This window comes from Actinokineospora bangkokensis (genome assembly GCF_001940455.1).
Lineage (GTDB): Bacteria > Actinomycetota > Actinomycetes > Mycobacteriales > Pseudonocardiaceae > Actinokineospora > Actinokineospora bangkokensis.
The window spans coordinates 429,187-443,363 of sequence record NZ_MKQR01000007.1 but is presented as its reverse complement, the minus strand read 5'-3'; the positions used below and the strand labels follow the sequence as shown (position 1 = coordinate 443,363).

Here is a 14,177-nt window from a genome sequence, read left to right as displayed (position 1 = left end):
TCCCCTCATGCCTTCCGCTCCTCTTCTGATGCGGCGCCCCGAAGGACCCGAACCAGTCGCGGGCCTTGCCACGCGGCATAGGCGGTGGCCACGAGACCCGTCACGGCTATCGCCACGTTTGCGCCGATGTGGTCACCGAGCAGGCCGAAGATCGCTGGGCTGATCCCCTGCGCGGTCATCAGGCCGGTGGCGAGCAGGCTGAACGCCTGGCCCCGGTTTGGCACGGGTACCAGATCGCGAAAGCGCGCTTGGACGCACAGGCTGTATGCGAGGCCAATGCCGGTCAGGGTCGCCATCACCGCCAAGACGGGGAAGGGCAACGGCAGCCAGAAGGTCACCAGCGGGAGCCCCACGAGGAGCAGCAGCGGGACGACCAGTCGCGGCCGCTGGGAGGGGGACGCGATGCGGCCGACGAGCACCGTGCCGACCAGCATGCCCATCGGGATGCAGGCCAGCAGCAAGCTCGCGGTGCCTGCTGACCAGCGGGTCGCCGCATAGGGGATGACCAAGCCTTCAGCACCTGTGGCCGCGGCGGTCGGAAGCCACTGGGCGAGGATGAGGGTGCGGATGCCGCGGTTGCCAAGCAGCAGCCGGTTCGCGGACCACGTGGCGCGCACGGTGCCAGGTCGCTGCGGTCGGGACGGCTGGGCGGCGGGAAGGTCTGGTAGCCCGAAGCGAACCCACAGGCAAGCTGTAGCGTGCAGGCCCGCAGCCACTAGCAGTGCGCCCTCAGCCCCGAGCAGCGCAACGGCCCCACCCCCACCCACCACGCCGAGCAACTGCGCGAGCGAACTGGTCAGCAGGGACAGCGAGCGGCCGACCACGTAGCTCTCGGCAGGCAGGACATCGGCGATGACCCGCCCGGTGAGCCCGATGAACACCGGTGTCGCGAAGGCGATCGCCGCCACCAGCACCAGGCTCAACCACGGTGGGGTCCACCCCGTGGCCAGCAGCAGGGCGAGCAGGCACTCCACCCCGTACCCCACGGCGATCAGCCGCCGGGGTCGCGCCCTGTCGGTCACCGAACCGAGAAGGCTGCCACCGAGGAGCTGCGGCACGAACGACACCCCGTAGGTGACGGCGCTGAGCAGCATCGAATCGGTGGCCGCGAAGATGGCGATCGACAGCGCCACGGTACGCAGCGTGTCCGCGGCCGTTGCCAGCGACCGCGCGCCGAAGACAGCGCGGAACCGCGGTTCTGCAACGACATCCCGGTACCGGACCGCGCTGGTCCTGGGTTTGGTCGTGATCACCGCACCAGCATCGAACCGGTGGTCGCACCGGTCCAGAGATTCGTTCACTGGCGTAAGGTCGAGGTGGTGATCCGGATCGAGGTGACCGAGGAGGACCTGCTGCGGAGCCGGTTCGCCCTCTCCCCGGCGTTCGAGCTCGACGGCCTGCTGCGGGCATTGGCGGGGGTGTCGCGGACCCGCCTGCCGCCCCGCTGGCGGGAGCGCCTGCGACCGGCGTACGAACGACTCCGCACCCAGCCTGGCTTCGCGGCCCTACTGGCCCTGCAATCGCCACGGCACGGCGCGGCCTTCACCACCCCACCGCCCTCGACGCTCGTCCAGACCTGGGAGGACGACCTGGCGCGGGTGGCAGCGACCCCACTGGAGCAGGCCAGGGCGCACATCGCCGAGTGCACGGCCACCCGCCCCGTCACCGCCCAGCGCACCGCGGCGCTCCTGGCCTCCCCGTCGGTGGTCGACGACATCACCTCAGCCCTGTACAGCGCCTGGCAGGACCTCTTGGCCACCGACTGGCCCCAGATCCGCGCCACCTGCGAACGGGACGTCCTCCACCGCACCGGCAAGCTCGGGCGCGGCGGATGGGCAGCGACGCTCGACGGCCTACCCACGAATCCGCTGGAACAGCGGCGGTGTGGAGATCACCAGGGCACCGGACCAGCACGTGCGGACCTCCGACGGCGTGGGAGTGCTCTTCGTCCCTTCGGTGTTCATCTGGCCCCGCATGGCCGTCCACCTGGAGGCGCCCCACCCCACAACCCTCATCTACCCGGCTCGTGGCGCATCCGCCCTGTGGGAAACGTCTCGCGGTCACGACCCAGCCGCTCTCGCCGAACTGCTGGGGCGGTCCCGGGCGCGGCTGCTGGTCACCTTGGAGGTACCTGCCAGCACCACGCACCTGGCCAGGGAACTCGGCTTGGCGGTCGGCGCGGTAGGTGATCACCTCGCCGTTCTCCGCCGCGCAGGTTTGCTAGACCGGGCCCGCAGCGGTCGTTCCGTTCTCTACCGCCGAACACCGTTGGGGGATGCCCTGGTCGGCGGCGCAGCCGAGTGATCACGCGCGCCGTCAGCTCAACGTGCGCGCCCCACGAGCTTGCGCACGTCCACGAAAGACGCCCACACTAACCACAATGGACAGGCAAGCGCACTCGCTCTGGTCACCTGTCGGGCAAAACAGCTTCCAGTCACCGACCCCGTTGACAGCTGTCAGGCGTATTCGACTGGGCGGGCCGGGTGGTCCGGTTTGCTCCACTGGGAGGACAGGACCGCGTCGGCCAGTGCGCGTGCTGCGATGCCGGTGGTGCCGGTGCGGTGGTCGAGCACGAAGGTGACCGTGCCGGGGTCGGGGAGGCCTTCGACCGGGCACAGGCCCTCCGGCACCAGCGAGGCGGCGAAGAGGCCTACGCCGAGGCCCGCTTGGACGGCGGCGCGCAGGCCGTTGAGGCGCTCGCTGACGCAGCCGATCCGCCACTCGATGCCGTGTTCGCGCAGGGTCCGCAGTGCCCGCACCCGGGTGACGCTCGGCTCCGGGTAGAGGACCAGCGGCAGCGGCTCGCCCGGGTCGGGGCGCGGGCCGGGACCGCCCACCCAGAGCAGGGGGTCGCGGCGGATGCCCTGGCCGGAGTCGCGCTTGGCCACGACCAGGTCGAGGTCCCCCTCGGCCAGCCTGCGGTGCAGGACCACGCTCAGCTCGACCGACAGCTCCACGTCGACGCCCGGGTGCACGCGGCGGAAGCGGCCCAGCACGTCCGCCGCGTGCCCCAGCAGGTAGTCCTCGCACACGCCGAAGCGGACGCGGCCGCGCAGCCCGGGGCGGGCGAAGTACCGGAGCGCGCGGTCCTGCTGGTCCAGGATGCCCCTGGCGAAGCTGGTCATCGCCTGCCCGTCGCCGGTCAGGTGGACGCTGTGCGTGTCACGTTCGAAGAGCACGCGCCCGATCAGGCCTTCCAGGCGTCTGACGTGGTGACTGACGGTGGACTGCCCAAGGCCGAGGCGGCGGGCGGCCTCGCTGAAGCCGCCCGCTTCGGCGACGGTGAGGAAAGTGCGCAGCAGCGCGGGGTCGATCACCCCTCCGGACTACCACTCACCGTCGTGGCGCGCACACGAACTGTGGTTGCGGACACTAGGCGGTGTTTCCAACCCCGTCCCCGCGCGCCACCTGCCCCGTCCCGGGCAACCCGGCACGACGACGGATGAGCTGACGTCGCCCCTTTTGGGTGAAGCCCGCCCTAACGCCGCTTGGTGATGACGACGGGCTTGATGTCCTTCGGCACCGCGGCGAACGCCGAGACCGGCACGCCGAAGGACGCGGCCAGGACCTCGCGCGGGATGGAGTTGAGCGTGCCGACCACGCCGATGTCGTCGTTGGGCTCGGCCACGCTGGTGTTGAACATGACCAGCACGTCCAGCCCCTCGGTGGTGCTGGGGTTCGCGAAGTAGTGGAAGAACCCCTGCGGCGCGAACACCAGGTCACCGCGGTTGGCGGTGAAGACGTCGTTGAGGTAGCTGCCGTCCGGGTGCGTGCCCAGGATGCTCCACTCCGCGCGCCCGGAGATGATGTAGTTCAGCTCCCACGCGGTCGGGTGCCAGTGCGGCTCCCGGATCCCACCCGGGTCCAGGTGCACCAGGTACACCGACCCGTCCTGACCCGCCAGCACCGGGAAGTTCTGCTCGTTGGCCCCGCGCAGGTTCCCCCCGTCGTAGTTCGACGGCGTGGTCGCGCTCAGGTGGAACAGGTGCGGGTGCGCCTCGCCCGACGGCTTGCCGGGCTTGCCCGCCGGGTCCGCCCCCGCCTGCGCCGCGGACACCGTGGCGCCCAGCGCCGTGGCGGCCGCGACCCCCGCGCCCAGCGCGCTGCGCCTGCTGATCTTCGACATCGGATCGCCTCTCGAAGGTGATGTGCCTGCCGCTGAACCTTGGCGGCTCCCCGCGGGGGCGGAAACGGGTGCGGCGAGATCACTGTGATCGCGGCAGCCGATGAGCGTGAAAGGTCTCGATCCCCGCAACCCTCGCTTGGCCCGTGCCACCCGGCCCTCAAACTCGCCACGGTCACCGGACCGCACCTGCGCTCGAACAGCGGACAGCGGTGAGCCGATCGCGGCGACTGCGGTGGAGCCGAGGCAGTTCTGGTCGTGGCGTTCCCCGCGGATGAGATGTCTGAGGCGACGTACGTCCGGCATTGCGTCAGGATGGGCGGGTGGACGAGCGAGTTGAGCGGGCGCTTGAGGGGTTGGTGGAGGCGCCATCTGCGATCAGGGGCAAGGGGTGGGTCGACGCGGATGGCAAGCGGTGGGTTCGCCGGGGTGGGGGTGTGGAGGTGAAGCGGGCGGAGCGGTTGTTGGCGTCAGCTGACGTGCGTGTTCTGCACTTCTGCGGTCCGGACGCGCCGGTGGAGGTTGCGGTGGGTGATCGGGCGGCGTTGTGGGAGCGGGTTCGGCCGTATTTGCGGGGGCGCGGGAAGGAGGTTCACGCGGATTTCGCGGTGGCTGAGTTCCGAGACGGGCAGCGGCGGACGATGCTGGTCATCGAGGAATCGTGTTGACGCGAGCCTCCTGCCGACGGTGGCGGCGCGACGACGACCGGTCTGGACCGTGCGTGGAGATCAACCAGACCGCCACCCACTCGGGTCACCGCATGGTTGCCCGGAGGGGTGAGTCCGCAGGCCGGTTCAGCAGCGCGCGCAGGTCGTCGACGCGCAGCGGGTTGACGCTCACCCAGCCGTGGGCGTCGGTGTCGATGCGGACTCGGCCGGTGGGGGTGTCCACCCAGGAGATTTCCGTTGTCCCTGCGCGCAGTTGGCCTCGCGAGGTCACCGCGGCGAACAGGTCGGTCAGGCGGTCCAGGGCGTCCGGGGCGGCACCGTGGTCGGTGATCAGGTGGCGCACCTCGGTGGCGGGTAGGTGGGCGGCTTCCACCGCTCCCGGGGGCAGCACGATCGGCATCACCGGCGCGGCCGGTGCGGGCGGCAGCAGGTCGAGCAGTTCGCAGGTGCTCTCCGCGTGGCGGGCTTCGACCGGGCCGTTGTCGCGTTGGGCGCACAGGATCGCGCCGGCGGCGCAGCGGGATGCGACCGCGCCGGTCACCCCTGCGTCGTCGAGGAGCACCAGCCGTGCTTGGGCTTGGCGGAAGGCTTCCTGCAGGTCGGCGGCGACCTCGGGCACGTTGCGGGCGGCGAGCGCTGCCCGGGCGGCGGTCAGGGCCTGGCGGCGGAGTTCCCAGGTGTGGCCGGTCGACGGCACCACCAGGGGGAACGGGGGGCGGGTGCCTGCCTCGTGCGCGATCAGGTCCACTTCCACCAGGTCGAGGTGCACCGCTTCGGGGCCGAGGAGTGTGCTCATGACCGCATCCTCCGGCGGTTGTCGAACTCGCAGCGTTCGTAGTCGGTGAGGGTGTCCGACAGGGCTTTGCGGAAGTCGCGCACCTCGGACTCGGCCGCCGCCGCCTCGCCTGCCAGGCCCGCGTCGCCCGCTGCTTCGACGAGGCGGTCGCTGAGGCGCGTCGCCGGTGGGGACGTGCCGAGCAGCGGGTGGGACTGGGCCAGCTCCGCCGCGGCCTCAGCGTGGGTCGCGACGCTGTCCGCCAGTTCCAGCAGGTGGCGCAGGCGGGCGGTCACCGCGTCCGGGTCGATGTGGAATCCGGTCATGAGGTGGCTCCTGGCTGCTCGAGTGCGCCGATCACCGGGACGGACACGGCTTCGCGGACGGCGAACAGGCCGTGGTCCAGATGCGGCATCCGGTTCTGGTGTTCGGTGTCCTCGGTCTTGGCGGCCCGCTGACCGGCGGCGTGCAGGCCGTTGGACTGGTTGGGCGCCGCCGCGGACCTCGTGGTCGATTCGGTGACCTGCCGTGGTTGGGCGGGTTCCCGGACCACCGGTTCACGGGCCGCGAGCTGCCCTCCCCGGTCCGCCGCGCGCGGCGCCACCGGCTTGGGTTCGCTGTCGGCCCGCGCCTCGGGGACGCGGGCGGGGTTGGGTGCCGCTCCCCCGCGCCGCTCGACGCCGGGGGTGCTCACCCGCGACTCGCCGCTGCGCAGGGCGTCTTCGTAGGTGCGCATCGCGGCTACTGCCTGGGCCTTGGCCTGGGTGGCTGCGGCGTCGGCGGCGAACATGCTCGTCTGCGCCGCCGCCACCGTCCCCAGGGCGGACACCGGGCCGGGGTTCGGGGCGACGCCGAACCACAGGTAGAACCCGCTGCGCGGCGGCGAGGGCGGGGTTGGGGCCGGTGCCCGCAGCAACGAGGCGAACTGGTCCGTCGAGACCGGTTGACCGGTCCACTGCTGGAGGAGGGCTTGCTGGAAGGCGGCGTTCTGGGCCTGGGTCTGCGCGGCCTGCGCCGCCAAGGCCTGCTGGAACGCCGTCGTCTGGGTCGGCAGGGCCGCGGTGGGGATGGCGGCGGTCGGTGGTGGGGGCAGGGTGGCCCGGACCTGCGCGAGGGCCTCCGCCGCCTGCTCGGCCACCGCGGCGTGCGCGGCGGCGCGCTCGGCGATGCCGTCCACCCGCTCGGCCAGCTCGTCGAGGCGCGCCGTGGCCAGGTCGGCCGACTCGCCGGACCACCAGGTCGCCAGCTCGTCGCGCTCGGCCCGCAGGGCGGCGGCGCGGGTGGCCAGGTCGGTGCTGTGCGCCCGCCAGCGGGCCGCGAGGTCGCTCGTGGCACCCACGTCCGCCTGCTCCCAGATCATCCGGTGCAGTTCCTCGTGGGTGTGGGCGTCCCAGTTCACGCCGTCGTTCACCCGTGCTCCTCCCCGACGCTGCCGCTGACGCGACGACGGTGCCGCGGGCGGGTCGCGGGGAGCCAGGCCGGAGGCAGGCCATGCGTGGCCTGTGGCCGTGACCTGCGCGGATCAGGCGGGCCGGGCGGCCAGGTGGTCCTGCAGGCGGGCGTGCCGGAACTGGTAGACCGCGCCCGCGCGGCGCAGGACCCCGCGCGCGCAGGCGTCCTCCAGGAACGCACCGACCGCCCAGGGCAGCCTGCCCACCAGCGGCAGGTACAGCCGGGCGAACAGCAGCCAGTGCCCCCACGCCGAGGCGCACAGCAAGTACGCCAGGGACCCGGTCACCCCGGCCACCAGACCGAGCAGCAGGGCGAACCCCGGCGCCACGCGCAGCTCGAACGGCAGCAGGCCGGGCACCTCCAGCGCGGAGAGCACGAGCAGGAACAGCAGCGGGGTCACCACGGCGAACAGCGGTCCGAAGACCACCAGCTGCACCAGCACCGTGCGCCGGTCGGCGGCGAGCAGGTCGGCGGGACTGCCCGCGGACCCCACGTCGAGGGGGTGCTCGAACCAGGTCAGGAGGGCGACCACCGCCGCGGCGGCCGATCCGAGCACCACGGCGAAGACGGTCGCGTCGAACAGCACGTACGGCCACCCCGCCACCACCTGCCCGGTGAGCAGCACGGCCAGCTCGCGCACCACCGTGTACGCCACGGCCAGCACGGCCCCCGCCCTGAAGCCCAGCTTGGCCCGCGCCGCGACCCGGCCCCGGTCCCTGCCCGCGCTCCGGCGCACGCGCAGCCGCACGCGGGTCGGCTCCACCCCCACCCGGCCGATCGCCGCGTTGAGCACCCCGAGCACCACCCCGCCCGCCAGGCCCAGGGCGGCGGCGAACACCGCCCCGCGCGGGGTGAACGACAGCACCGCGGCCTCTCCCAACAGGTCACCGACCCCGATGACCACGCACGAGATCGCGGCGACGACCGCCGCCCGCACCCACACCGGCAGCGACAACCCGAGCCGCCACCAGGCCAGGTCCCGGGTGCCCAACCGGTTCAGGTGCCGGGCGAGGGAGCGGAGGTAGTGCTCCGCGGCTTCCGGGTGGAACCGGGCGCTTTCGGGCTGGTAGCGGTATGCGGATGGCAGGAGGCTGCCCAGCAGGTGCTCCTCCAGCGCGGCGGGGGTGGGGAAGCGGCGGGTGTCGAGCAGTTCGGCGGGGTCGCCCTTCTTGTGGTCGTAGACGGTCCTGGCCAGTCCGACCATCAACGGGGAGGTCAGCACGGCGGCGAGGGTGTGCCCCTCCGGGGTGCGCAGCGCGTCGAGCACCGGGGTCCACCGCTCGTCGCGGGTGGCGCGCGGCAGGTACTCGACGAGGTCGTCTGGCTTGAGGTCTTCCAGCTCCACCGCGACAGACCCGGCGAGGACGTCGCGGGCCGCGACAGCGGCGGCGTACTCGTCGGGCCTGCTGGTGACCACGACCGGCAACCGCGCCGCGTTGAGCGAGTCGACCGCGGCCTGGTGCACCCCGCCGGGCATCTCGTCGAAACCGTCGAGGACCGGCAGCACCCGGCCGGTGTCCACGAGCGCGGCGGCGAGGGTGGTCCCGTCCGGGCCCGGGGCGCGCAGGTCGGGGTGGTCTTCCAGCAACCGGGTGGTCAACCAGTCCCGCAGCGCGGTCGTGGCGGGGTTCCAGGAAGCGAGACCGAACACGACCGGGACGGGCTCCCCCGCGGCCCGGGTGCCGATGCGGTCGAGGACGAAGCGCACGGCCAGCACGGACTTACCCGATCCGGCACGCCCCAGCACCACCAGCCGCCCCGACGGGACGCGCTCGTAGAACCGGACGACCTCCGCGAACCGGCCCACCAGGTCCACTGGCTCGGAGCCGATGTTGTCCCAGGAGTCCGACAACCCCGGCGCGGCGGCCCGCCACCGCACGGGCAGCGGCACCGGGGCGAACACCTGCCGGTGCTCCTCCTCGCGCTGCCACCGCACCAGGACGGTGTGCGCGAGCCGGTCTGCGGCTTCTGCCAACTGCCTGTCCAGGGCCGAGACCGGGGGTGGCTCGGGGGCGGGCTCCGGTTCGTGGTCCGCGCCCGGGTTGCCCGCGCTGAGCAGCAGTTCGGTGCGCTCCGCCTGGGCGAGGCCGAGGGCGTCGGCCAGCCGGTGCACGGTGTCGGTGCGCGGGGTGGCCCGCTCCCCCGTCTCCAGCCCGCGCACCGTGCGGACCCCGAGGCCCGCACGGTGCGCCAGTTCCTCCTGGGTCAGCCCGGACCGCCGCCGGGCAGCGCGCAGTGCCGCGCCGAACCGCTCTGCCACATCCCCCGCCTCACGACGCCCACCGTGCCGCGCCCGAGGGTACCGCCAAGATCAACGCGGAACGGCCGAAGCCGAGCGAGCAGGCGCGCACCAGCCCCCCGCTGAGCGCAACCTGGAAGCGCTGCGGTGGTCCACCGCTCGGCGGAGCGGTGGACCACCGGGCTCTGTCAGGCCTCGCAGAGGGCGGTGTCGAGGACGGTGAAGCGGTCCGGGTCGGTCACCTGGTTCAGGGTGCTGTTGGCCATCACCGCGGCGAACCGGCCGTCGTCGGTGACCATGGTGACCGAGGTGTGGCCGTTGGCGTCGCCGTGGTGGCCCCACGCGACGCCGCCGCAGCTCAGCGGGATGCGGAGCAGGCCCAGGCCGTAGGCGAAATCGCCGTAGGCGGGCTGGATCGGGACCGTCGAGCGCATCTCGGCCAGCAGGGCGGGCGGGAGCAGCTGACCGGAGTTCAGCGCCCGCTGGAACGTGGCGAGGTCCGGCAGCGAGGTGGTCAACGACCCGGCCGTGGCGAAGATCGCCGGGTTCGGCGTGGAGGTCGTGTCGGCGAAGAAGTACACCGGGCCGAACCGGTACCCCAGGTACCCGGGGACGTACGGCGCGGGCAGGGTCGCGTCGCCCTGGGCGGGGAAGGAGGTCCTGGTCAGCCCGAGCGGCTGGATCGTGGCCTCGGTGATCGCCTGCCGGTAGGGCTTGCCGGTCACCTCCTCGATCAGCAGGCCGAGGATGTTGTACCCGATGTTGCTGTAGTAGTAGCCGGTGCCCGGGGTGAACTGCGGCGGGGTGTGGTCGAGCCCGTAGCGGACGAGCTGGGCCAGGGTGTAGGCGCCCGCGGGGTTGGGGACGTAGGTGGTACCGGTCCCGGACTGGTGGCGCAGCAGCTGCCGCACGGTGATGGCGTTCTCGTCGTACCCGTTGCCGGTCACCACCCCCGGCAGGTACCGGGCGATCGGGGTGTCGAGGCTGACCTGCCCGGTCTGCACCAGCTTGAGCACGGTCACCGCGGTGAAGGCCTTGGTCTGGCTGGCGGCCCGGATGTGGCCGTCCCGCCCGATCGCGGTGCGAGTCACCGGGTTGGCGTACCCGGCCGTCACGAACCAGGACGAGTTCGAGTTCCCGGCGTACACCGCGGCCCCCGGCCCGTGCACGGTGACGTACCGCGCCACCGCCGCCCGGGTCGCCGGGTGGTCGACCTGTGCCTGTGCCGCGGCAGGTGCCACGGCGAGTGCCCCCACCAGCGCGACGGGGACCAGTACAGCTCTGCGCACGATTCCTCCTCAGGACGCGCCCCACCACCGGCGGGGCACCAGGAGCCTGCGCACCGGCACGCCCCGGCACGAGGCCACCGGCCAGGCCATCCCTGGCCTCACCCGCCGACCAGCGCCGATACCGCGCTGCCCCCGCCGACCGGCACCGCCGGGGACGCGCCGAGAGGTAGCACGTCCCACGGGTGCGGCCGGCGATGGCACGCACGTCCGGACCGGAGGGGCGCAGGATGCCCGGCCTCACCGCTACGAGGCGTTGCCGGCGGTGATGGTGGTGCGGTGGGCAACCCGTGCGCGGGCCACGCGTCGTCTAGCGTGGCAAGTGCGTCAACCGAGGTTCCTGGAGTCCGAGATGCGCATGGTTCTTCCCCTTGTCCTGGTTGGCTTCCTGCTCGCGGGTTGTGGACAGGGAGCGCAACGAGCGCAGAGCGCACCAGCAGGAGTCCCGTCGCCCGCACCGGTCCAATCGGACAGTCCGCCCTACCCGGTCGGTTCGCCCCAATCGACAGCTCCCGCGGTGGAGAACGGCATGGCGCCCGTGGTGCGGCGCATCCCGACCGACAAGCCGTACGTCTTCCTCACCATCGACGACGGGGAGATCAAGGACCCGGCGGCGGTGGAGCTGGCCAAGCGGGGGTGGCCGACGCTGTTCCTCAACGAGAAGTACTTCAAGGACGACGCCGCCTACTTCACCTCGCTCAACGCCCCGGTCGAGGACCACACGGTCGACCACCCCAACCTGCGCGGCAAGCCCTACGAGTTCCAGCGCGAGGAGATCTGCGACGACGCCGACGCCGAGCAGCGCGCCTTCGGCGTCCGGCCGACCCTGTTCCGCCCGCCGTTCGGCAACTACGACGACAACACCCGCAGGGCGGCCGCCGCCTGCGGCCTCAAGGCCGTGGTGCTGTGGGACGAGACGATCAACAACGGCGCCATGCAGTTCCAGGTCGGCCACCACCTCAGGCCGGGCGACATCGTCCTGATGCACTTCCGCAAGACCTTCACCGAGGACTACCAGGCGTTCCTCGACCAGGTGAAGGCGGACGGCCTGACCCCCGCCCGGCTCCCCGACTTCCTCTCCTGACACCCGGCTGGCCCGCTCCCCCGGTCGGCGGTGTCGCGGTGACCGGTGTCCGCAGGCGCGCTACTGTCGGTCATCGTTCCTGGATGGAGGTGGCGAGGGCCGATGGGCAGCGTGGGCGGATGGGTTCGAGAACTCGCGCCGCGTGGCCAGACCGCCCTGTCCCGGTCGGTGCTGCCCGCCGCCCAGGTCGACCGGGTCGTCGACCGGGTCGGCGCGGGTCCGGTGAGGTGGGCCGTCGAGCTGGCGCAGGGCATGGCGGAGCACATGGTCGCGCGGATCCCGCAGCTCGGCGTGGACGGGCTCGTGCAGGAGCTGCGGAAGGGCTGCGAGGCCGTCGCGGTGAGCATGGTGGCCGCCCTGGCCGAGAACGCCGAGGTCGCCCCGGAGCCCCCGGCGGAAGCGCTCACGGGCGCCGTGGAGGCGGTGGGCCGGGGGGTCGGCGTCGAGCACCTGCTGCAGAGCGTGCAGCTCGGTCACGCCTACGCCGTCCGGGAGATCCTGGCGGAGGCCGAGCGGCACCTGCCCGCCGCCGAGCGGTTCGCGGCGGTGGGGCACGTCTCGGAGGTGCTGTTCGGGATCGTCAACCAGCTGTCCGCCGAGATGACGAGCGAGTTCTCCCGGGCGCACGCCGCCTGGGTGACCAGCTCGGCCGCCGTGCGCAGGGAGCTGGTGCAGGAGGTCCTCGCCGGGGAGCCGGTCGCCGCCGACCACGCGCACCGCGTCCTGGGCTACGACCTCACCCGCTGCCACACCGCCCTGGTCGTGTGGGCCGACGACCTCGAACACGCCGATCCCGGCCAGTTGGCGGGGGTCGCCGAGCAGCTGCTGCGCGACGGCGGGGCGACGGGCACCCTGGTCCTGCCGGTGGGCAGGCAACGGGTGTGGGCGTGGGGGTCGAGCGTCCGCGGCGCCTCGGTGGGGCCCCCGACGTCGACCGGAACGCCCGGGTCCGGGGTCCGGGTGGCGGCCGGGTTGCCCGAGCACGGCGTGGCCGGCTTCGCGTCCAGTCACCGCCAAGCGCTCGACGCCGTCCGGGTCGGGACGCTGTCGCGCGGCGACCGGTGGCTGTTCGACTACGCCGAGCTGGACCTGATCGCCATGCTCAGCGCCGACCTCGACCAGGCGCGCCGGTTCGTGCGCCGTGAGCTGGGCGGGCTCGCCGGGCCCGGGGAGCCAGCCACCACGCTGCGCACCACCCTCAAGCGCTACCTGGACGTGGAGCGGAGCCTGAACACCGCGGCCGAGCTGCTGCACGTCGCGCGCAACACGGTCGCCTACCGCGTCCAGCGGGCCGAGCAGCTTCGGGGCCGGGACGTCGAGGTCCGGCGGATGCAGCTCCAGGTCGCCCTGGCCCTCGCGGAGGAGTTCGGCGACCTCGTGCTGGACGAGCACGCCACCCCGCCCTGACAGCCTCGTTGGACTCCAGTCCAATCGGCGGCGGCCGGGTTCGCACCGCGGGCCAAGCGCCGCGAGGGCCGTGTCCGCTGCACTGTGGGCATGCACTTCGGCTACTGGCCGCGCTCGCTCGCACTGGCGCCTGCTCCGCTGCTCGGTCGCCACACCGCTGGGGAGCGCGCATGGTGATCCACCTCGCCCGCTACCGCCACGCAGGCGAGGTCCGGTGGGCAACGGTCACCGACGGCGGCCTGTCCCCGCTGACCGGCAGCTACGCCTCGACCGCGGACCTCATCCGCGACGGCGTCGACGACTGGCGGTCGGCGGTCGGCGGGCCCACCCGGCTGCCGATCGGGTCGGTGGAGCTGCTGTCCCCGGTGACCACGCCCTGCCGCGTGCTGTGCCAGGGCGCCAACTACCGGCAGCACGCGATCGAGTCCGGGATGGACCCCGACGCGCGGCCCTTCAACCTGTTCTTCGACAAGACCGACGCCTCGGTCACCGGTCCCGACGCGCCCGTCACCCGGCCCGCCCACGTGCGGCTGCTCGACCACGAGGTCGAGCTCGCCCTGGTGCTGCGCAAGCACGTCAACCACGCCGAGACCGTCACGGCCGAGAACCTGCACGAGTACGTCTTCGGCGTCACCATCGCCAACGACCTCTCCGCCCGCGACGTCCAGCTCCCGCAGGGCCAGTTCCTCAAGGGCAAGAGCTACCGCGGGTTCTGCCCGGTCGGGCCCTACCTCGCGGTGCCGGAGCCGGAGGAGTTCCCGCTCCTGGACGACCTGGAGCTGAGCCTGGCGGTCAACGGCGAGCCCCGCCAGCACGACAGCACCCGCAACATGCTGTACCGGCCCGCGGAGACGCTCACCGAGCTGACCACGTTCTGCGACCTCAGCCCCGGGGACCTGCTGCTCACCGGCACCCCCCACGGCTGCACCGCGACCACCCCGCCCGCGCTGGTCCGCCGCCTGGCCACGGCCCTGCTGCCGGAGGACGTGCTGTGGCGGATGTTCACCCGCACCAACCTGCGCAAGCCGTACCTCAAGCCCGGTGACGTCGTGACCGCGGGCATCCGCAGCCCCGACGGCTCCATCGACCTCGGCCGCCAGCGCACCACCATCACCGCACCTTGACCAGCACAGCGACAAGGAC

13 protein-coding genes are annotated in these 14,177 nt (G+C 72.8%); 5 read left to right on the top strand and 8 right to left on the bottom strand.

Annotated elements, in window-relative coordinates; all coding sequences use genetic code 11:
* Nucleotides 1–5 precede the first annotated feature (5 nt).
* The gene (locus tag BJP25_RS06385) at nt 6–1,301 is read right to left on the bottom strand and encodes an MFS transporter (protein WP_143218896.1); all 1,296 of its coding nucleotides are present in this window, start codon (nt 1,299–1,301) and stop codon (nt 6–8) included.
* 673 nt (nt 1,302–1,974) lie between these two features.
* Here BJP25_RS06385 and BJP25_RS36515 point away from each other — a divergent pair.
* Nucleotides 1,975–2,304 carry an ArsR/SmtB family transcription factor gene (locus BJP25_RS36515; RefSeq protein ID WP_408607111.1) on the top strand — a complete coding sequence of 110 codons (330 nt, stop codon included), beginning with the start codon at nt 1,975–1,977 and terminating at the stop codon, nt 2,302–2,304.
* Between the two features lie 152 nt (nt 2,305–2,456).
* On the opposite strand, the gene BJP25_RS06375 is transcribed toward BJP25_RS36515, so the two are convergent.
* Both BJP25_RS06375 and BJP25_RS06370 read right to left on the bottom strand, forming a co-directional pair.
* Nucleotides 2,457–3,317 (bottom strand): LysR family transcriptional regulator, encoded by an 861-nt coding sequence (locus BJP25_RS06375; protein ID WP_075973818.1) that lies wholly within the window; start codon nt 3,315–3,317, stop codon nt 2,457–2,459.
* A 161-nt stretch (nt 3,318–3,478) separates the two neighbouring features.
* Complete coding sequence (locus BJP25_RS06370; RefSeq protein WP_075973817.1) at nt 3,479–4,126, bottom strand: cupin domain-containing protein; 648 nt, start codon at nt 4,124–4,126, stop codon at nt 3,479–3,481.
* 320 nt (nt 4,127–4,446) lie between these two features.
* On the opposite strand from BJP25_RS06370, the gene BJP25_RS06365 reads away from it, so the two are divergent.
* A complete protein-coding gene (locus tag BJP25_RS06365) occupies nt 4,447–4,791 on the top strand; it encodes a hypothetical protein (protein WP_075973816.1) in 345 nt (114 codons plus the stop codon).
* 85 nt (nt 4,792–4,876) lie between these two features.
* On the opposite strand, the gene BJP25_RS06360 is transcribed toward BJP25_RS06365, so the two are convergent.
* The 5 genes from BJP25_RS06360 to BJP25_RS06340 form a co-directional block, all read right to left on the bottom strand.
* Nucleotides 4,877–5,587 (bottom strand): ESX secretion-associated protein EspG, encoded by a 711-nt coding sequence (locus BJP25_RS06360; protein ID WP_075973815.1) that lies wholly within the window; start codon nt 5,585–5,587, stop codon nt 4,877–4,879.
* A complete protein-coding gene (locus BJP25_RS06355) occupies nt 5,584–5,892 on the bottom strand; it encodes a hypothetical protein (protein WP_075973814.1) in 309 nt (102 codons plus the stop codon). Before BJP25_RS06355 ends, BJP25_RS06360 begins: the two co-directional genes overlap by 4 nt.
* Nucleotides 5,889–6,977: a hypothetical protein gene (locus BJP25_RS06350; protein ID WP_075973813.1), complete on the bottom strand. Its 1,089-nt coding sequence runs from the start codon at nt 6,975–6,977 to the stop codon at nt 5,889–5,891. Before BJP25_RS06350 ends, BJP25_RS06355 begins: the two co-directional genes overlap by 4 nt.
* A 111-nt stretch (nt 6,978–7,088) precedes the next feature.
* Nucleotides 7,089–9,278: a helix-turn-helix domain-containing protein gene (locus tag BJP25_RS06345; RefSeq protein WP_075973812.1), complete on the bottom strand. Its 2,190-nt coding sequence runs from the start codon at nt 9,276–9,278 to the stop codon at nt 7,089–7,091.
* 167 nt (nt 9,279–9,445) lie between these two features.
* Complete coding sequence (locus BJP25_RS06340) at nt 9,446–10,546, bottom strand: serine hydrolase domain-containing protein (protein ID WP_233157929.1); 1,101 nt, start codon at nt 10,544–10,546, stop codon at nt 9,446–9,448.
* A 526-nt stretch (nt 10,547–11,072) separates the two neighbouring features.
* Here BJP25_RS06340 and BJP25_RS06335 point away from each other — a divergent pair.
* The 3 genes from BJP25_RS06335 (at nt 11,073) to BJP25_RS06325 (ending at nt 14,158) form a co-directional block, all read left to right on the top strand.
* Nucleotides 11,073–11,627 carry a polysaccharide deacetylase family protein gene (locus BJP25_RS06335; RefSeq protein WP_233157928.1) on the top strand — a complete coding sequence of 185 codons (555 nt, stop codon included), beginning with the start codon at nt 11,073–11,075 and terminating at the stop codon, nt 11,625–11,627.
* A gap of 102 nt (nt 11,628–11,729) precedes the next feature.
* On the top strand, nt 11,730–13,034 hold the full coding sequence (locus tag BJP25_RS06330) for a PucR family transcriptional regulator (protein ID WP_075973810.1): 1,305 nt from the start codon (nt 11,730–11,732) through the stop codon (nt 13,032–13,034).
* Nucleotides 13,035–13,204: 170 nt separating this feature from the next.
* The gene (locus BJP25_RS06325; protein WP_075973809.1) at nt 13,205–14,158 is read left to right on the top strand and encodes a fumarylacetoacetate hydrolase family protein; all 954 of its coding nucleotides are present in this window, start codon (nt 13,205–13,207) and stop codon (nt 14,156–14,158) included.
* The last annotated feature ends 19 nt before the right edge of the window (nt 14,159–14,177 follow it).